At 50.3% G+C, this 18814-nt stretch carries 18 protein-coding genes; 8 read left to right on the top strand and 10 right to left on the bottom strand.

Annotation, left to right across the window (positions count from 1 at the left end; all coding sequences use genetic code 11):
• Nucleotides 1-100: 100 nt before the first annotated feature.
• Both cbiD and H6F86_RS07665 read right to left on the bottom strand, forming a co-directional pair.
• On the bottom strand, nt 101-1237 hold the full coding sequence (gene cbiD, locus H6F86_RS07670; protein WP_190447725.1) for a cobalt-precorrin-5B (C(1))-methyltransferase CbiD: 1137 nt from the start codon (nt 1235-1237) through the stop codon (nt 101-103).
• Nucleotides 1238-1352: 115 nt separating this feature from the next.
• On the bottom strand, nt 1353-1952 hold the full coding sequence (locus H6F86_RS07665) for a superoxide dismutase (RefSeq protein WP_190447723.1): 600 nt from the start codon (nt 1950-1952) through the stop codon (nt 1353-1355).
• Between the two features lie 472 nt (nt 1953-2424).
• Between H6F86_RS07665 and H6F86_RS07660 the strand changes: the two genes are divergently transcribed.
• The 4 genes from H6F86_RS07660 to ilvB all read left to right on the top strand — a co-directional run bounded on the left by H6F86_RS07660 (nt 2425) and on the right by ilvB (nt 8805).
• Nucleotides 2425-3717 (top strand): pitrilysin family protein, encoded by a 1293-nt coding sequence (locus tag H6F86_RS07660; protein WP_190447721.1) that lies wholly within the window; start codon nt 2425-2427, stop codon nt 3715-3717.
• Between the two features lie 228 nt (nt 3718-3945).
• Nucleotides 3946-5283, top strand: coding sequence for an insulinase family protein (locus H6F86_RS07655; protein ID WP_190447719.1), 1338 nt, complete (start codon nt 3946-3948; stop codon nt 5281-5283).
• 401 nt (nt 5284-5684) lie between these two features.
• Nucleotides 5685-6779 (top strand): tetratricopeptide repeat protein, encoded by a 1095-nt coding sequence (locus tag H6F86_RS07650; protein WP_190447717.1) that lies wholly within the window; start codon nt 5685-5687, stop codon nt 6777-6779.
• A gap of 187 nt (nt 6780-6966) precedes the next feature.
• Nucleotides 6967-8805, top strand: a complete 1839-nt coding sequence (gene ilvB / locus H6F86_RS07645) for a biosynthetic-type acetolactate synthase large subunit (protein ID WP_190447715.1) — start codon at nt 6967-6969, stop codon at nt 8803-8805.
• 94 nt (nt 8806-8899) lie between these two features.
• Here ilvB and H6F86_RS07640 read toward each other — a convergent pair whose 3' ends face one another.
• The 4 genes from H6F86_RS07640 to H6F86_RS07625 form a co-directional block, all read right to left on the bottom strand.
• Nucleotides 8900-9787, bottom strand: coding sequence for a hypothetical protein (locus H6F86_RS07640; protein ID WP_190447713.1), 888 nt, complete (start codon nt 9785-9787; stop codon nt 8900-8902).
• Nucleotides 9788-9841: 54 nt separating this feature from the next.
• A complete protein-coding gene (locus tag H6F86_RS07635; RefSeq protein WP_190447711.1) occupies nt 9842-10369 on the bottom strand; it encodes a hypothetical protein in 528 nt (175 codons plus the stop codon).
• A gap of 262 nt (nt 10370-10631) precedes the next feature.
• Entirely contained in the window at nt 10632-11492 is an 861-nt protein-coding gene (locus H6F86_RS07630) for a carbonic anhydrase (RefSeq protein ID WP_190447709.1), read from the bottom strand.
• A gap of 62 nt (nt 11493-11554) precedes the next feature.
• The gene (locus tag H6F86_RS07625) at nt 11555-11776 is read right to left on the bottom strand and encodes a hypothetical protein (RefSeq protein ID WP_190447707.1); all 222 of its coding nucleotides are present in this window, start codon (nt 11774-11776) and stop codon (nt 11555-11557) included.
• A 7-nt stretch (nt 11777-11783) separates the two neighbouring features.
• Here H6F86_RS07625 and H6F86_RS07620 point away from each other — a divergent pair, with 7 nt between their 5' ends.
• A complete protein-coding gene (locus H6F86_RS07620; RefSeq protein ID WP_206756017.1) occupies nt 11784-12314 on the top strand; it encodes a peptidoglycan-binding protein in 531 nt (176 codons plus the stop codon).
• A gap of 120 nt (nt 12315-12434) precedes the next feature.
• Nucleotides 12435-13178 carry a transglutaminase family protein gene (locus tag H6F86_RS07615; protein WP_242033415.1) on the top strand — a complete coding sequence of 248 codons (744 nt, stop codon included), beginning with the start codon at nt 12435-12437 and terminating at the stop codon, nt 13176-13178.
• 158 nt (nt 13179-13336) lie between these two features.
• Here H6F86_RS07615 and msrA read toward each other — a convergent pair whose 3' ends face one another.
• The 4 genes from msrA to H6F86_RS07595 form a co-directional block, all read right to left on the bottom strand.
• Nucleotides 13337-13993 carry a peptide-methionine (S)-S-oxide reductase MsrA gene (gene msrA / locus H6F86_RS07610; protein WP_190447703.1) on the bottom strand — a complete coding sequence of 219 codons (657 nt, stop codon included), beginning with the start codon at nt 13991-13993 and terminating at the stop codon, nt 13337-13339.
• Nucleotides 13994-14128: 135 nt separating this feature from the next.
• Nucleotides 14129-15025 (bottom strand): glutaminase A, encoded by an 897-nt coding sequence (gene glsA, locus H6F86_RS07605; protein WP_199305143.1) that lies wholly within the window; start codon nt 15023-15025, stop codon nt 14129-14131.
• A gap of 186 nt (nt 15026-15211) precedes the next feature.
• Nucleotides 15212-15598 carry an oxalurate catabolism protein HpxZ gene (gene hpxZ, locus H6F86_RS07600; protein WP_190447698.1) on the bottom strand — a complete coding sequence of 129 codons (387 nt, stop codon included), beginning with the start codon at nt 15596-15598 and terminating at the stop codon, nt 15212-15214.
• Nucleotides 15599-15676: 78 nt separating this feature from the next.
• Nucleotides 15677-16570, bottom strand: coding sequence for an alpha/beta hydrolase (locus H6F86_RS07595; protein ID WP_190447696.1), 894 nt, complete (start codon nt 16568-16570; stop codon nt 15677-15679).
• Nucleotides 16571-16684: 114 nt separating this feature from the next.
• Here H6F86_RS07595 and H6F86_RS07590 point away from each other — a divergent pair, with 114 nt between their 5' ends.
• A complete protein-coding gene (locus tag H6F86_RS07590) occupies nt 16685-16969 on the top strand; it encodes a DUF427 domain-containing protein (protein WP_190447694.1) in 285 nt (94 codons plus the stop codon).
• Nucleotides 16970-17191: 222 nt separating this feature from the next.
• Nucleotides 17192-18793 carry an FkbM family methyltransferase gene (locus tag H6F86_RS07585; protein ID WP_190447692.1) on the top strand — a complete coding sequence of 534 codons (1602 nt, stop codon included), beginning with the start codon at nt 17192-17194 and terminating at the stop codon, nt 18791-18793.
• Nucleotides 18794-18814 lie beyond the last annotated feature (21 nt).

Here is an 18814-nt window from a genome sequence, read left to right as displayed (position 1 = left end):
GTAGCGGTATTGACGCCAGCAGTGAGTTTCAAACAGTAGGGGGGCAAACAGCAGATTACGAAAGATCAGTAAAGCTGCGTACTGTAGTTGGATATTATATCTAGCCTAGCAAAACTTGCTCAAGTAGGATGTTTCCTCTCTGGCTCTTGGTTATAATCCGCCGACTTCGATCAAACAGAATGGTGCCCACGCTGACCACTTGCTCACTATGCGTCTGAATATACGCTTGTGAGCGATCGTCAATGGTTTGAGCGATTGTTCCATACACCCGTTCCACCCAAGTTTTTCCTTCTGTCGCAACAAGTCCTTCGGTCGCATCAAGCTGCTGCAAATACTGTAAACCAGCTTCAGCCGTAGCGCAGCTAAAAAGCATTTGCAGATGCTGGGTTGGTAGTCCAGCGATCGCGCACTGAGCCGTTAAAATTTCTAGCCGAGCGTCTGCTACATGATGATGGGTGTGAAAGATGCCGCCTGCCAACTTTAAGAGCTTGCCATGGTACCCGAATAAGAGCACAGACTGCACGCCTTGTAACCCGGCTTCTACCAGTAAGGGCCCGAGCCAGTTTGCTGTTTTTACCAAACGTGACGGCTCGACCCCTAATTGCCGTACTAGATCTAGCCCATTCTCGCCAACACAAAACACTAAACAGTCAAACCATGCAGTCTTTTGCCGCAGATCGTCACGGAACGCCTCAAGTTGCCCTGGCGCGCTAAGGGGTTGCGAAATGCCTGTTGTGCCCAGCAGCGACAGCCCTTCTACCACCCCAAACGCTTCATTGGAGGTACGTTTGGCAAGGGCACGTCCCTCTGGCAAAATTAACGTCACTTGAATCCTCTCACCTGGCTCTAGCCAACGACTGAGATTCCCAAGCAGGAGTCGTTTGGCATAGGCATAAAGCGCTAATTGTCCGTCTGCTTGCCGTCCTAGTCCTTCACCACCCTGTAGTACGATCGCCTCTGCCTGATTTGTATTACCCCATTCAACTAATGCCCAGAGTGGTGTGTGGCGAGTCAAATCGAGATTGTCGCCAGGGTCGCTGCGGGTTATTGCCAGAGCCGCACCGGTTTTTAGCCCTGCTACTTGCTCAATATCAATCTCTACTGTTTCGGCTGGCTCAAGCAAGTCTATGCTGACTGAAACGATCGACTGTGGCTGCCGTAACCAGCGGAGAGCCGCGATCGCAGCAGCGCAGGCAAAGACAGGCAAGGTATAGCCAGTGCGAGGGGGGGATGACATGAGGCAGAGGGAAAGAGAACAACAGGTGGAGTAACACGACGATCGCCAATAAAAAAGCCACGCAAATCACGTGGCTGGCTTCGATACTTAACAAAGTAATTGAGCTAGCTCAGAGTTAAGCAGCCAAATTTTTAGCAGCAAAATCCCAGTTAACCAAATTCTCAAGGTAGTTTTTGATAAAGGCAGGACGAGCATTTCTAAAGTCGATGTAATAGGCGTGTTCCCATACATCAAGTGTCAGAAGGGCTTTCTGTCCGTGCGCCAGTGGGTTCTCAGCATTAGGAGTTTTAGTGACTTTCAAGGTGCCGCCATCATCAACTAACCATGCCCAACCGCTACCAAATTGAGTTGTCGCAGCAGTTGTAAACTCTTCTTTGAACTTATCAAAGCTACCAAACGCACTGTCAATTTTCGCTGCAAGTTCGCCAGTGGGAGCACCGCCACCAGAGGGCGAAAGGCTATCCCAAAAGAAGGTATGATTCCAGACTTGAGCGGCATTGTTGAAGATACCAGCCTTTGAGGAATCTTTAAACGAGGCTGTAATCACTTCTTCGAGTGTTTTGTCAGCCAATTCGGTGTCTGCAACCAATTTATTCAGGTTATCGACATATGCCTTGTGATGCTTGCCGTAATGGTACTCAAAGGTTTCGGCTTTCATACCATGTGGCTCTAGGGCGTTAAAGTCGTAAGGAAGGGGGGACTGTTCAAATGCCATTGTGTTCTTCTCTCTATCTAAATCTGTGTTGAAGATCGAATCTACGTTGAAGTTTAAGGCAACTCACAAGCTCTCGTACTTGCGGTTTTTGTCTGCGGTTGCTTACTTTATCGATCGTTTATCCAATCGTACGGTCTCTACCAACTGCAAAAGTGTGAGGGACGCATAGAAACAGAACTTAACACCTGAATTCTACCGTAGAATTACACACTCAATGAGACTTTAGTGCTCCCTCAGAGGACAGAGATTACGTATCTGAGCGTAGCTGGAGCCGAAAAATGTCAGGAAAAGATAACTTTTAGATTGTTGCAAAAGCAATGTCATGAACTGATGACCCTAGCTACTAAGGCTTACAGCCGATGACAGCTCGCAGAGCAAAATTAAGGCATGGTTATGGCACGACAAGGTTCTCTATAATTTTGGTAAAGGCAGAGACATTATGTCCTGAACTGAACTATTGAGCTTACTTGATTTGCCTCCGGTTCTCAGTCAATCCTTTTTCCCAGCGAATGTAGTGACGCTGGATAACGGGTTAACTATCATTCACCAGCACACGCCTGCCACGCCTGTAACTGCCGTTGATGTCTGGGTGAAAGCAGGCACGCTCGCCGAACCCGATGAATGGTCTGGTATGGCGCATTTTCTAGAACATATGATCTTTAAAGGGACAGATCAGTTGCCACCCGGCGCGTTTGATCTGGCGATCGAACGGCGTGGTGGTGTCACCAATGCAGCAACGAGCTACGACTACGCCCACTACTTCATTACTACAGCCGCTCAGCATTTAGCAGAAACGTTGCCATACCTGGCAGATTTGCTTTTACACGCAGCGATTCCAGACAACGAGTTTGGGCGAGAACGTCAAGTGGTGTTAGAAGAAATTCATCAGGCGCAGGATGATCCTGACTGGCTCACGTTTCAGTCACTCAACGAAATGGTGTATCAACGTCATCCGTATGGGCGCTCGATCTTAGGTACAGCAGAAACGTTGCTGGCACGCTCGCCTGCCGAAATGCGTCAGTTTCATGCTCACCACTATCAGCCTGAAAAAATGACGGTCGTGGTTGTAGGCGATATTGCTCAAGATCGAGCGATCGATCTGGTAAGCGAAACCTTTCAATCCTTTCCGGTTCCAACGACGTGTCCTCTCTCTATACCGGAAGCCGAACCACCGATTACTACCATTCGCCGTCAGGAACTTTACCTGCCGCGCCTGGAACAAGCACGACTGCTAATGGCGTGGATTGGACCCGGCGTAGATTGCCAGTCACAAGATTTGGATGAGCAATTGCAAGCAGCATTCGGGCTAGACATCCTTTCGGTCCTGTTAGCCGAAGGACGCACATCCCGTCTGGTGCGAGAACTGCGCGAAGAGCGGCATCTTGTACAGGCGATCGGCAGTAGTTTTTCTCTTCAGCGCGAGTCGGGACTATTTACCATCAGTGCATGGCTAGAGCCAGAAAATTTAGAGCGGGTAGAGGCAATCATCTGCGATCGTGTCTCGCAGTTATCTGCTACACCGATCTCCGAAGCCGAACTTTCTCGCTGCAAACGCCTGCTCTGCAACGATTACGCCTTCTCTACTGAAACACCCTGCCAGCTTGCTGGGTTATACGGGTACTACAGCATCCTTGCTAACCCTCAAATGGCTACTAGCTACCCACAGCGCCTCCAGGCAATTCAGGCAACCGATCTTCAGCGCCTCGCCAATCGCTACCTTTCGCCCTACCATTATGCGGCGACAGTGGGCAAACCATTGTTGTAACTGTGTGGAGCGATCAGCTATCAGCGGTCAGCTTAACTGGTGTCTATCTATCGCAATGCTTGATTGAGTGTGTACAACCTGAGCGAAAAGTCTTTAGCCCTTGCCGTTGGAGCAGTAATGTCAGTTGAGAATCACTACATCCATAACCACTGTTACTTTCTAGAAATTAGCTGATGGCTGACCGCTAACCGCTTTCCATTGTTCGCTCTTCGCAAAAAGGATGGTTTCGTGAATCTAGGTATTAAGCAGTCTCCTCAAACGCGCACAGTACTCAAAAACGGCATCGTTGTTTTGGTGTGGGAGAATCCTGCCGCAGACATCGTAGCGGCTCGCATCTTTGTCCGAGCGGGTAGCCAGTGGGAATCGTCAAAGGACGCAGGTTTGTCGCATCTAGTCGCAGCTGTATTAACGAAAGGTACTGAGCAGCGATCGTCCCTGGAAATTGCTGAACAGGTTGAGTCTGTCGGGGCAAGTCTTAGTGCTGATGCGGCTACTGATTACTTTTTGTTGAGTCTCAAGACTGTCTCTTCAGATTTTGCTGCCATTTTGGCACTGGCAGGCGAACTGTTGCGATCGCCCACGTTCCTACAGTCAGAGATCGACTTGGAGCGACGACTGACGCTTCAGGCAATTCGCTCTCAACAAGAACAACCCTTCTCGATCGCCTTTGATCAACTGCGACAGTTAATGTATGGCGATCACCCCTACGCGCTTTCGGGTTTGGGTACAGAAACTAGCGTGTCGCAGCTTGAACGTGCCGATCTTCAGCGCTATCACCAGACACACTTTCGCCCCGACAACATCGTTATTAGCCTCTCAGGTCGGCTTCAGCCCGATGCCGCGATCGCTCTGGTTGAAGAAGTGTTTGGCGATTGGCAAGTTCCCCCCACGCCCTTACCCGTTCTTTATCTGCCCGCCATCACCTCTACGCCAGCAAGAGCAGCGATTGCTCAAGAAACCCAACAGTCGATCGTGATGCTAGGCTATCTCGCACCCGCTGTTGTCCTTGATTGTGCTGATGTACTGCGGCAGAGTAACGGAACGTCCGGTAAGCCTAGCCCTCACCCTTCCCCCCCTACCATTCAGGACTACGCCGCACTCAAACTACTCAACAGCTACCTCGGCAACGGGCTTTCCAGTCGCCTCTTTGTCGAGTTGCGCGAAAAGCGGGGTCTAGCCTACGAAGTGTCTGCTTTCTATCCCACTCGCCTGCATCCCGCGCAATTTGTTGTTTATATGGGCACCGCTCCTGAAAACACCGCGATCGCCCTTGATGGGTTAAAAGCAGAAGTCGATCGTCTGCGAACCCACCCCTTCGATCCAGAAACGTTGCAAGCCGCTAAAGATAAAATTCTGGGGCAACATGCACTTGGCAAGCAGACCAACGCTCAGATTGCTCAGACCTTTGGCTGGTACGAAACAGTCGGCTTGGGCATCGGCTTTGACACCCAGTTTCAAGCACAAGTAGCGGCTGTTACAGTCGAAGCAACTCAGCATGTGGCAGAACAATATCTTGTGGAGCCGTACCTTTCCTTAGTTGGTCCTGCTGCTGCTGTGAAGGCATGACTGCTAGAGCAGTGACTGGTCAAGAAATATGTTGCACTCCGTGATTCTACGGAGAATTCACATAAAACCCTCAAGAAGGTTAGAACAACTACTGAATACGGCAAGGTGCCAAAGCAGTAGGCTGTGTTGCAGAGGGTGTGTTCTCAGCAGCTACCAGGGTGCGTTCCGGTCAAGCAAGTGTAGACGGTCTTCGCGTCTTAAACTGATTGACTAAACTTGTGAGGCTTGGACTTGTGACGCTTGCCTCATATAAGGGATCTACCACCGTTTGAACCACTACTTAAACCATTACACGGGCTGACAGTTGCTTAACATTAAGCGTCTGAACAGTGTGTTTGAGCACTTCATCCACTGTTAATAGCCCGACCACTCCCCGGCTATACCACCCAAGCAACGACATTATGAACAGCGACCTTGCAGCGAGAGACCAAACGCCTGCATCTTCCCGGGAGACAGTGTTTCCCTCTGAGTCTGAGCTTCTAGCTGCGAAAGCCATTGGCTCCTTTAGTGACTCTAACGAAACGCTGGTAGCCGATGCAGCTCAGGCAATGGCAGAGCGCTTTCTACATCAAGGCTGTGAATACTATCAGACAGGGCAGTTTGAAGCAGCGCTAAAAGCATTTCAGGAAGCCTTTTTGCTGTACCGCGATCGCCAGGACGAACATGGGCAGGAGAAAGCGTTAAGCAGTTTAGGCTTAACCCACTACAGCTTGAGAGACTATGCTAGAGCGGTCAAATACTCTAAGCAAAGTTTAGAAGTGGCTCAAAAGCTGGACGATCGTCATAGCCTGGTCAAAATCTTTGGCAATCTGGGCAATGCGTATCGTCACCTCAAAGAGCAAGCAAAGGCAATTGAATGCCAGCAGCAAAGCCTAACGCTCGCGCAGGAACTTGGCGATCGACGTGGTGAGATGGCGGCACTTAATAACCTGGGCTTGGCGTATAAAGCGTTAGGTGACCACTTGATCGCCATTGGCTACGAAGAACAAAGCCTGGAGATTGCCCGTGAGCTGCGGGATGACCAGATTGAGGAGCAAATTCTCAAGAACTTGGGCAATGCCTGTTACGCGCTGGGCAACTACACTAAAGCGGTTGATTATTATGAGCAACGGCTCGTCTTGGCACGAGAAGTCAGCGATCGCCGCACAGAAGGACAAGTGCTACGAAATTTAGGCAATGCTTGCTACGCGTTGGGCGACTACGATCGTGCGATTGAATACAGCAAGCAATGGTTAAGCGTCTCTAGAGAAACACAAGATCGTCGCGGCGAAGAGCAAGCGCTAGGCAGCGTGGGCGTTGGTTATGATGCCTTAGGTAACTATGCCCGAGCGATCGACTACTACGAGCAACGACTCGCGATCGCTCAACGAATGAAGGACCACCGCATTGCCGAACAGGTCTTAGGTAGCCTCCGTGTTGCCTACTATGCTCTCGGTGATTATGCCAAAGCTGTCAACTGCACTAAACAGCGCGAGACACTTATAGGAACTAACTAAGCAATGTCAGGAGATGATGACGCTAAGCGACCAGTAAACCTCCTTAACCACTAGTTAGAATCGGCATTGCAAGGGTTAGCGGTTGTCGATTAAACCCCTCGACAGGGATCGGAATCCGCACTAGACTTAAGTTCTAACGTTTAATGCATCGTTCGATACAAATTCATCTAAGGGTTGGTGGTTCCTAGTGCAACTGCAACAACGTGTGGCTGTAAAGCGGGTGACTGGCGCGTTCGCATTGATTGACAGTTTAAAGCGCCACGGTGTCAAGCATATCTTTGGCTATCCTGGTGGCGCGATTCTGCCAATCTATGACGAGGTTTATCGGGCACAGGCGGAAGGTGGTTTTCAACACATTCTAGTGCGGCACGAGCAGGGTGCTGCCCATGCTGCTGATGGCTACGCCCGCGCAACTGGTGAAGTCGGCGTTTGCTTTGCGACCTCTGGCCCTGGCGCTACAAACCTGGTAACGGGGATCGCAACTGCCCATATGGATTCCATTCCGCTGGTCGTCATTACTGGGCAGGTTCCCAGCTATGCGATTGGTAGCGATGCCTTTCAGGAAACCGACATCTTTGGCATTACGCTGCCGATCGTCAAGCATTCCTATGTTGTGCGCGATCCGAAAGATATGGCGCGCATTGTGGCTGAGGCATTTTACATTGCGACTACGGGTCGTCCGGGTCCAGTGCTCGTTGATGTACCCAAAGATGTCGCGCAGCAGCAGTTTGACTATGTACCAATGGCGTTGGATGAGGTCAGGTTGGCAGGGTATCGCCCTACTGTTAAGGGCAACCCCCGTCAAATTGCCCATGCGCTCAGACTAATCCGGCAGGCAAAACAACCGTTGCTCTATGTGGGTGGTGGCGCGATCGCCTCCAACGCTCATGCCGAAATTAAAGAGCTAGCCGAGCGCTTTAGCCTACCTGTTACGACCACGCTGATGGGCATTGGTGCCTTTGATGAGCATCATTCACTCTCAGTTGGAATGTTGGGGATGCATGGTACCGCCTATGCAAACTTTGCTGTAACAGAGTGCGATTTATTGATTGCCGTTGGTGCCCGTTTCGACGATCGCGTCACGGGTAAACTGGACGAATTTGCCGCTCGCGCTAAAGTGATTCATATCGATATTGACCCTGCTGAGGTGGGTAAAAATCGCGCCCCGGAAGTGCCGATCGTTGGGGATGTGCGCCAGGTCTTGATTGAGCTATTGCGCCGGAGCCAAGAGGATGGCGATGTGCGTGATCCGCAGCGTAACCGAGCATGGCTGAACTGTATTGCTCGCTGGCAGGAAGATTATCCTCTAGAAGTGCCTCATTATGCCGATAGTCTTTCTCCTCAAGAAGTGATTGTCGAACTCAGCATTCAAGCGCCCAACGCTTACTACACAACTGATGTTGGGCAGCATCAGATGTGGTCAGCACAGTTCCTCAAAAATGGTCCACGTCGCTGGATTTCTAGTGCAGGGCTGGGCACAATGGGCTTTGGGCTGCCTGCGGCAATGGGCGCTAAAATTGCTGTACCAGATGAGGATGTTATCTGTATCAGCGGCGATGCCAGCATTCAGATGAATATTCAAGAACTGGGTACGCTAGCGCAATACGGCATCAATGTGAAAACGGTGATTATCAACAATGGCTGGCAGGGTATGGTACGCCAATGGCAGCAAGCTTTTTATGACGAACGCTATTCTTGCTCCAGTATGGAAGTAGGAATGCCAGATTTCGTTAAACTAGCTGAGGCTTATGGCATTAAAGGCATGATGATCAGCACGCGGGACGAGCTCAAGAGCGCGATCGCCCAAATGCTGACTCACGATGGTCCCGTTTTGCTGGATGCCCGTGTTCGCAAAGATGAGAACTGCTATCCAATGATTCCGCCGGGTAAGAGTAATGCTCAGATGGTGGGCTTGCCAGAGCGCAAAACGTTGGAGAAAGCTGCCGAACTGGTTTATTGTGGCAGTTGTGGCGCAAAAAACGTGACGAACAATAACTTCTGCCCAGAGTGCGGCACGAAATTATAGAGGCGATCAGCGGGTTCTTACCTCACTTTAAAACGGCTGTAGGGACGTTCCATGGAACGTCCCTATTTAGCGCAGATAAAGGGGTGAATCGCGCTTAGATTTCTGCTACAGCACGTTCAATTAAACGACGGGCAAGTGTTTGTGTGCCTGTGTGAGTGTAGTAATTCACTGAAATATCTAGAAACGCGCCGACATAATCTAGCTTGTCTTTAGAGACTTCAACAAACTTGGTCAGGTTGTCAAGCACATTGTCCTGAGTCAAGTTGCGCGATGTGACAAAATCGCTCATCCAGCCTTTGACCGAATCAAAACTCTGGTTGATGAAACCGAGTTTGCCAGCAGAGTCACCACCAGGAATCAGTTCGTTTACGCCCTTAAAGGTCTGATTACTTTCTAGCTCTTTGGGCGACATATTCTGAATGGTCGACAGCCCTTTCAGGATAAAGTCAGGACCCAGCGGAATCAGCCCGTCAAAACAAACGAGTGCTGCCATCCGCATCAATGATTCGCCGCCGTAGTCGCCCAATGCTGCCAAAAAGTCACCAATGCTGTCACCAGGAATGCCGTTAATTTGGCAAAAAGCAACCAGTTCAACGACGAGCTTAACGGTCAGGTCAATGCTCTGTGCTTTTTCTGGCTTGGGCGTAAGGTTGCCCAAGAAGCCCAGGAAAGAAATGTCTTGCCCAACCTTATTTGCCATAGCAGCCGCGCCCAGCGCTCCAGAAGCACTGTCTACGGTTTGGTAAAGCCAAAGTGCACGCTGATAGCCCTGAGACTTGTCATTAAATAAATAGACTGCCCGTTCGCCAATTTGCTGAATTAGCGCCTCGTCAGTTTCGCCAGTGACATCGCGGATTGTGTTGGTGAAGCCAGTCAGGTTTTGCCATTGACCAGGAACCGCGAAATCGAGCGCTCGTAATGCTTTGACTGTAATGCCACCGGTTGGCAGCTCATCAACCAACTCAAAAATGGATTTGCTCATAAGTTAAAAGTAGTTTGTCTACAAAACAGTGGTCTGCTAAAAGTTGGCTATCGCTTATTTCTTCAGTTTTGCTAACCCAGCTAAGTCAAACCGCTGAATCCAAGCCTGACGATCGGCTTTGGTAAACAATGGGTTACGCGACAAGACCTTCACCTGGTAGCGATCGGAAACCAGCACGGCTGTTTGTGTGGTGCCGACGTCTACGGCTGGATAACCCGCAATCTTGGTCACGCTTTTTTCAAATTTCTTTGTCGCGCTAATGCCACCTGTAGAGTCACTGGCAGCATCTGAAATTGCCAGCACTGCCAAATCTTTGCCATCTTTCTTCAGCTTTGCTTCGGCAAACCCTTTTTTCTCTTGCGTAAAGACGCGCTCATAACCATTACCCGGCTTAGGGAAGAACTTATTAAAGCTGCTACCCTGGGTTGCGTTTTTAGCAACTGCGGGTTGTGCGCCTTTTCGAGTGCTCTCTTGTTGTGCTTGATCAAATTGTGACGGCTCGTTTGCAGTACAGCCTGTCACCAGAAGCAGTAAAGACAACATGAGCGGCGCGATCACTCTGCGCCAGTTTAAAACAGTCATGCTACTCTCCTTGATTGTGTGATGCGTAGTTGTGCGATGAATGAAGCTCGATAGCTGAAGCTGCTCATCATCTAAAGCTAGCTTGCCTTTTTATTAGACATGAGTTTGATTAGACATTAGATAGTAGTGCACCGATCTGGTCATACCTAGAAGTATCGTCTTCCTTCTAGCTGCCCCCAAGCACAGTTTTTCTTCAAGTTTGCTGAAAAAGCTTGATCGTAGCCTGTCTGCTTTACCAATAGGGGCGTTAGGGCGATCGTGCCTAACGTCTAGCGGAACCCCGGTAGATCCGTTCTGCCTGTTCTGGGGGTAGCCCAAACTCATCCACCAGCTCTTGAGTGGCAGACAGTTGACTGTTCTGAGTTATAGGACTCTTATTGCCATTAGAAGAGGTTGATTTAGAGGTAGATTGCAATTGCTCAAAGCGCTGGGGCAGTTCACATGCGACTGGCGATGGGAAGTTACCCGTTGATTGCCCTGATGGATCTTGCTCATCCCCAAAAAATTGCGGTAGAGGTACATAGGTGTGGTCGGCAGCGTCATAGGCAAACACTTCCCCTGATTCAATGTGGTAGATCCAGCCGTAGATTTTGAGGCGTCCCTGATACAGCCGTGAGTGAATGACGGGGTAAGTTCTGAGGTTGTCGATTTGCGTCAGCACGTTTTCGGCGATCGCAACCTCCAGCAGCTCCTCGCCTTCATATTCACCGTAATTTTCCATCACCAGTCGGCGTGTTGCTTCGGCATGTCTTAGCCAATCATAAACCAGCGGCATTTCCTCTTCGAGCGTGCCCAGTTGCAGCATCCCCTTCATGGCACCACAGTGAGAATGTCCGCAGACGACAATTTGCTCGATCCCCAGTGCATGAATGGCATACTCAACCGTTGCACCTTCTCCACCATTCGTCGCGCCAAAGGGTGGAATGATGTTGCCAGCGTTGCGAATGACAAACAGTTCTCCCGGCGCTGCCTGTGTGATTAAGGTTGGGTCAATCCGAGAATCGGAGCAGGTAATGAACAGCACCCTTGGCTTTTGTTTGTGTGAAAGCTGCTCAAACAACTCTCGATGCGTTGAGAAGTAGTTTGCTCGAAACTCTCGTAGCCCTCTCACTAATTTCTTCATGGCACTAAATCCCTGCTCCCTTGAAGTACCTGGCTGTTGTCGTGCCGGTGATCGCTTTTCTATCAAAACATACTTCCTTGAGCGCAACGGTGATCAATCTTGAAGATTCCTTCCACCATTACCAGAGTTAGCGTGTGTAAATGACGTAACTGCGACATCGCCGCACTCAGTTTAGCGTTTGTCGCCAACATTGCCACTTGCATGGGGCGATCCTGATAGGGTAGGAAGAAAGAGACGCCTTTAACGCCGTGCGTGTCAGTGCGTCTAGCATGACGAAGGAGCATTCAACCAGTGGAACCCCATGCATGGACAGCACACATAATCGCTAATGCTGTAACGGTTGGTTCAACGGTGCATCCCTGGGATATGGGAGCCAATGTTGCTGAACTACAGGAACTACTTGTTGCTCACGGGTTCTCAAAGGTGCGGGTAGACGGTAACTTTGGCTATGTAACAGAGGCGGCAGTCAAAGCCTTTCAGCGACAGCACGGGTTGAGGATTGACGGCTGTGTGGGACCAAAAACATGGATCGCCTTGAAAACAACTGTCCAACCAGGCAGTCGCTTGCTCCGACCAGGGCACACGGGCGCGGATGTGGCGGAATTACAGGGTTTGCTGCATATTAATGGCTACGCAATCGAGCGCACCGGCATTTTTTGCCCTGGAACGCAGCGGTGTATCACCGCTTTTCAACAGCAGCACAAGCTAAGAAATGATGGTGTAGTGGATGCTGTCACTTGGACAATTTTACGCGGACAACCACTAACAGAGCCTCGCCGCCAACAGCGACGTTGGTTTTGGGATAATCGCCAATGGTGGTAAGTCGCTGGATCGCTTCGTAGAAATAGTTAGTGCTACCGATTGAATAGAGAGGTGCAGATGCGATTGAATGCTGGTTGTGAACTATCTTTTGAGGCAAGCGCCCCCACCCCTCTGATTCTAATGCTGCGACCGCGTAGTGGTTTGGGTCAGTGGGTGGTGCGCGAAGAATATACGCTAGAACCAAGTACACCGATCGTTGAATATACAGACAGCTACGGCAATCTGTGTCAGCGGTTGATGACTCCTGAGGGTGTCTTTCGCGTTTACACCACTGCCTGTGTTGAAACTGCCGATGCAATTGATGTTGAACCGGATGCACCCTATCTTCCCGTGCAGAATCTACCCGATACCGTGCTGCAATTTTTGTTGCCTAGCCGCTACTGTGAAGCCGATCGTCTGGGTAACTTAGCAACTGAGATTGTCGGCGACAGTGCACCGGGTTATGGGCAAGTAGAAGCCATTCGCCATTGGATTCACACGAATGTAACCTACGAATACGGCACTAGCGATGCGTCTACGTCAGCGATCGACATTGCTAAAAACCACGTTGGCGTTTGCCGAGATTTTGCTCATCTAGGGATTGCCCTTTGTCGGAGCCTCAGCATTCCAACGCGTATGGTGGTCGGCTATCTTTACCAGCTTGACCCGATGGATCTGCACGCCTGGTTTGAAGTCTATCTAGGCGATCGCGGCTCTTCTACAGAGGGTCGCTGGTTTACCTTTGATGCCACCCAGCCAAAGCCACGGGGTAATCGGATTGCGATCGCCTATGGGCGCGATGCCGCTGATGTTGCCCTGGCAACCCAATTTGGACCACTCACGCTCAACGAAATGAAAGTTTGGGTGGATGCCGACGAAACGTAAGCCAGCAAGCTTCAAAACCCAAAGGTCACTCGGTCAGAGGGGAAAGAAGAAAGTCCCTTTAAATTGAGAATCGACTGCACTCGCTCTACAACAAACGGTTGAGTGCAGTCAAAACCTAGTTGATGAGTTCTACCTAGCTTGCAGATCTACGACAGTTGCTATGCAGTGACAACACCGATCGGGCAAGTCACATTTGTTCCACTTAGACCGCAGTAGCCACCTGGATTTTTGGCGAGGTATTGTTGATGGTACCCTTCTGCGTAGTAAAACTCAGGCGCATCAATAATTTCAGTAGTGATTTCCCCATAGCCGGAAGCATTGAGCGCTTTCTGATAGGTAGCACGGGAGACCTCCGCTAGTTGGCGCTGTTCGTCAGAATAGGTGTAAATGCCAGAGCGGTATTGAGTGCCCGTATCATTTCCCTGTCTCATACCTTGGGTCGGGTTATGGCTTTCCCAAAAAACTTTGAGCAGCGCCTCGTAGCTAATCACAGCCGGGTCAAAGACAACCTGAACAACCTCGTTATGCCCTGTCCGACCCGAACAAACTTCCTGATAGGTTGGATTAGGCGTGATGCCAGCAGCGTAACCAGCAGCAGTCGAAAAAACGCCGTTTTGCTGCCAAAATTTGCGCTCTGCACCCCAAAAACAACCCAAGCCAAACACTGCGACCTCAAAACCTTCTGGATAAGGAGGTTTGAGCGGATTACCATTAACAAAGTGTTTAGCTGGTACAGGAATGGGTTCTGTACGCCCTGGCAAGGCTTCTTCAGGAGTCGGAAGGCTGAGCTTTTTGCCAAGTCCAAAAATTGCCATAAGTTTTGACTCCGATTTCTAATCACTTCACCTTTCTTTATAGTAGCTTGTTGCCCAAAGGTCTGCGATCGCCATTGCTCCTCAAGCAGACCAGGCAACGATAAACGGTCGCAGGTACGTCGCCTTCGTGTTGTTTTAGCCAAAAATACTTAGGTTTAAGGTTTGGGTAAGCTGTTCCAGGAAAAAAAGTCCGGCGATTGAGTTGCCTGCATCATCCAACGTGGGGCTGTAACAGGCGATTGCCCCGTGCCCTGGCACGATAGACAGCAAGGCACCGCTGACTCCCGATTTGGTGGGTAGTCCAATGCGTACGGCAAAGCGACCCGACGCTTCATACAAGCCACAGGTCAGCATCAGGGCATTAGTCGCACGCTGGTGGATTGACTGGACTTGGACATTTGGTTGAGCGAGTAATAGTCCTACTTGCGCTAGATCCGTGACGGTGCCGGCGAGACAGCAAAGATGATTGTAGGTATCAAGGGCAGATTCAACATGATTAATGTAGCCTGCTCGCAGAAGGACATCTGCGATCGCCCGATTGACCTCGTTTCGCAACGATCGTACCGATGCGAGCATGGCAGTGTCCAGCACAAAACGGCTTCCAGCAGCCTGGTTAAGCCACAGCCGCAGCGTCTCGCACCGCTCAGCACCCTTCTCTCCCGGCAGCATGGCAGCAAGCGCGATCGCGCCACTGTTGAGCATCGGGTTACGTGGAAAGCCACGATCAGCATTTAATTGTGCCAGTGAATGAAAGGGCTGTTCTGACGGATCAATACCCACTCGCGCAAAGACTGCATCCCAACCCAATGTTTCTAGCAAGAACAGCAGCAACAACGGCTTGACCACACTCATTAACGCAAATGGTTGGTCGATCGCGCCTGCAACGTATCCCTGTCCTTCTGTTGTTCGTATGCCTATAGCAATTAGTTCAGCGTCTGCCTGTGCCAGTAAAGGAATATAGTCCGGCAAGCGCCCAGCGTGAGCATAGACCTTCGCTTGCGCCACCCAGCTTTCTAGCTGAGGTTGAGTCAACGCGGCAAAGGGTGTGAAGGAGAGGACCACGGGAGAAAAGGGGGAGGGGTAAAAGTTTTGAGTTTTGAGTTAATTCAGCCTTTAGCTTATTTTGAACGTGAGGAACTCAGCAAACTACTTCTAGCAAACTACTTCCTCTTCATCCTTTACTCCATCACGCTTTCACTCCTTCATCCCCGCTGCCTCCTACCCTGGCAGCAGTGAAACATGAGCCGAAACAATCTTCCACCCCTGCGGCAATTTGCGCCAGACTTGGCTTTGTCTGCCTGCGCGGAGCACATTATTATTAAGGCGCTGAAACTCTAGCGTGACGATCGCAGTATCAGCATCAAAGGTGACCACTTTGAGGTTAGAAATATCTCGCTCCAGGTTTTTGGTCGAGCGACCTTGCCGAAAGGCTTTGATTGCCTCCATGCCATAAAGATTTTCGGTGACGCCAAACCGCAAAACATCAGGAGAATCCCAAAACAAGTTGTCTAGCGTAGCAAGATCATTTTCGACCAACGCCTTTTCGTAGGTGAGATACAGTGCTGTGAGTTCAGTGACGATCGCGGGATCGTTAATTTGAGGCATGGGGGAAGAGTGAAGGGGTGGAAGAGTGAAGAGGTGGGAATGGGTTTAATTTAGCCTTCTGCCTTCTGCCTTTAGCCTTCAGCCCTGCCTTTCAATGCTAAAGTCCAGAATCGCTGCTGCTGTCACTTGAGGCTGTTCCAAATGAGGCACGTGACCACAGTTTTTCACCCAAACGAGTTTGCTGTGGGCAATCGCCTGCTGAAATTTAGTGGCATCTTGTGTGCCCAAAATCTTGTCGGAGTCGCCCCATACAATGAGGGTTGGCTGTTCGATCGCTGCAATTTTGTCTGCTAGAAAGTTGTAGCCACCGCTTTTGGTAAATGAAATAATCGCCTGCTGCCAGTTAGGACAGGTTAAATGCAGGGCACCACACACAAGTGCATCAGGTGAGACAAAACTAGAGTCGTAGTATGCCTGAAAGCTCACCCTGCGTCGCACACTGGGGCTACGAAGAAAGTTAGCTGCGAGTTCACCCAACGGTGGAAAGAGGAACCGTGCCATTGCTGGACCGCGTGCAAAACCAGCGCTGTCAATGAGTACCAGTTTCTGTACAGCATCGGGATAGGTCAACGCAAAATCGATCGCAGCGGCTCCACCCATCGACGCACCCACCAAAATCATGGGTCGAGCAATGAGCGTTTTCCAAAAGTGATAAAGATGAGTTTTAATCGCGGCTGGGCTGAAGAGACTGCCAGCAGGGCGATCGGTAAAACCAAAGCCAAGCAAATCGACGCTCCAGGTTTCTTGCGTTTCTGCCAATAGCGGCAGCAGACGACGAAACTCAAACACAGAGCTATCAAAACCGTGTAGCAGCACGATCGGTATGCCACCGGAGCCTTTGCGGATGTAGGCAGTGGCGATCGGTGAAGCACAGAGCGATGTTGAAATGTCTGTGCGCTCAAGGCTTTGTGCCAGCGCGATCGACGTGGCTTCGGTTAATTGGGCGCTTTCGGGCGGTAGCATCGTCATCATAAAGCTCAGTTTAGCCCGTTCTAAGCATCAAACAAAGTTGACTACCAGCCGCTTTACCTTGCAGCAACGATCAGAGTTCGCTAGGCTTTGGTTGTTGTTATTAGATGACAAACGATGCCGAAAGCAATTTGGAATGGTGCTGTGCTAGCCGAGAGCGATCGGTGCGAAGTGGTAGAAGGCAATCAATACTTTCCACCTGATGCAATCCATCGCGAATATTTCAAAGAGAGCAACACCCACACGGGCTGTCCGTGGAAGGGCACTGCCAGCTACTACACGATCGAAGTGGATGGCAAAACCAACCCGGATGCTGCCTGGTACTACCCCACGCCCAAAGATGCTGCCAAAAATATCACTGGCTACATTGCCTTTTGGAAAGGCGTGAAAGTAGAAGCCTAAAATGCTCCAGCGGTATGACAGCACAAAGTTTGCTGTTATGCCGCTGTAACGAATGCAAGGTGCAACGTTCCTGAAACGTCCATGAAGACGGACAAATATTCGTAGCTGCAATGGGATGCCTTGCCTCACTGGCAATGAGAGGGCTAACGATAACGCATTTGCAAGTGTGTCATTGGGCGCGATCGCAGGGCAGACTAACAGGGTGAAACCGTTCTTACCCCCATGAACACCTCCCCCCATGCCAGCCTTTATTGGCAACACATCCAGCAGGTATGTCCGTCGATCAACCCTGCCACTTTATCCCACATCCATACGGCGCTAGAAGTAACCAATTGGGACGAGCCACAGTCGCCACTCGATTGGAACAACCACGGAGTCATTGCCCTAGTTGAGGCAGAACAAAACACAGATCCTGATCTCCGTGGTCTCTATATGGAAACCGCGATTGCAGCCTTTGAAAATGGAGCCGATGCCCACCCGCTCTGTGCGGCTCATCTTGCCCTTGCCCATACTCTGATTGGAGAGACAGAAAAAGCCGTTCAGATTGCCTTCCCCGCATTAATCAACGTTCTGCAACCTGCTTTTACCAGCCAAGCTGCTGCACCCGGTTTAATCTACGTCCCGGTTCTATGGCAGGAGCCGCGATCGCCTTATTCTGAAGGCTCAAGCAGACTTTGGACAGACACAAATGCGTTTCAGCAGAGTGTGCTGTTGCTTGGGGAAATTGTCTGGCGATCGCAAGCAGTCTTCTACAATGCAACTGGACGCCGTTTGCTCCAAGTTGCTGCCCAACTCTTACCAGACTCTGCCGCTGTTCACTTGCGGCTTGGTCTCGCCAATCTCATCAGTGATCAGTGGGAAGGACTCATTCATTTACAGCGTGCTAATCAGCTTGCACCCAACCATTCACCGATTCTGCAAGCCCTCTACCTTGCCTATCAAACCTTGCAGCAACCGGCAACAGCAACAACCTGGTTAGAAACGGCTCACGCCTTACATATGCAACACCCCAACGTGATCGAGTGGCAGTGGGCAAAACTTGCAGCAGACGGTTCAACAACTTGTGTTCCGTTTGAAGGTAACCTGCTACTGGTGGTTGAGCCTAGCTTTCACAGCATTGTGACGAGCGTATTGCTAGGTGCAGGCGATTGGTTTGAACACGAAATGGAGTTCTGGCGCAATGCCATTCAACCCGGCATGACTGTGATTGATGTCGGAGCCAATGTGGGTGTCTACACCTTTAGTGCGGCTTCTCAAGTAGGCGCCAGTGGACGGGTGCTGGCGATCGAACCTTTTTCTGGCTGTGTGCAGTGTTTACAGGAAACGTGCCGCCTCAATCAGTTCGATTGGGTGACAGTCTGTCAGGGCGCAGCGAGTGATTATGACGGCACAGCACGGCTATTACTACAGACTGCCAGTGAAATGAATCAGATTGTCACGGCTGAAACAGAGAGCACGACACAAACTGGACCGTTTGAAGATGTTGCTTGCTTTTCGTTAGACAGCTTGATGAAGCAAGAAAAACTAACTCAGGTCGATTTTTTAAAGATTGATGCCGAAGGTCATGAGTTGCAAGTGTTGCTGGGCAGCGATCGACTACTAACCGAGTTTGCACCCGTCATCATGTATGAAAACATCAGTGGCAATCAAGGTAGCAATTCACCAGTCGCTAATTTCTTGAACGCTAATGGTTATCAACTCTTCCGCTATCAGCCCTATTTACAGACATTAGTTGCAATTGACTCTGTAGAAGATTTACAGGGAAACCTCAACATCATCGCAGTACCGCTGGCGAAGGTGGCAACCTTTGGTCTGCGAAAGTAAAAACGCTGTTCAATCTATCCT

Origin of the sequence: Phormidium sp. FACHB-592 (assembly GCF_014695795.1) — a bacterium.
GTDB lineage: Bacteria > Cyanobacteriota > Cyanobacteriia > Leptolyngbyales > Leptolyngbyaceae > Stenomitos.
The sequence above is the reverse complement of the archived record's forward strand: the minus strand, read 5'-3'. Positions and strand labels throughout refer to the sequence as shown.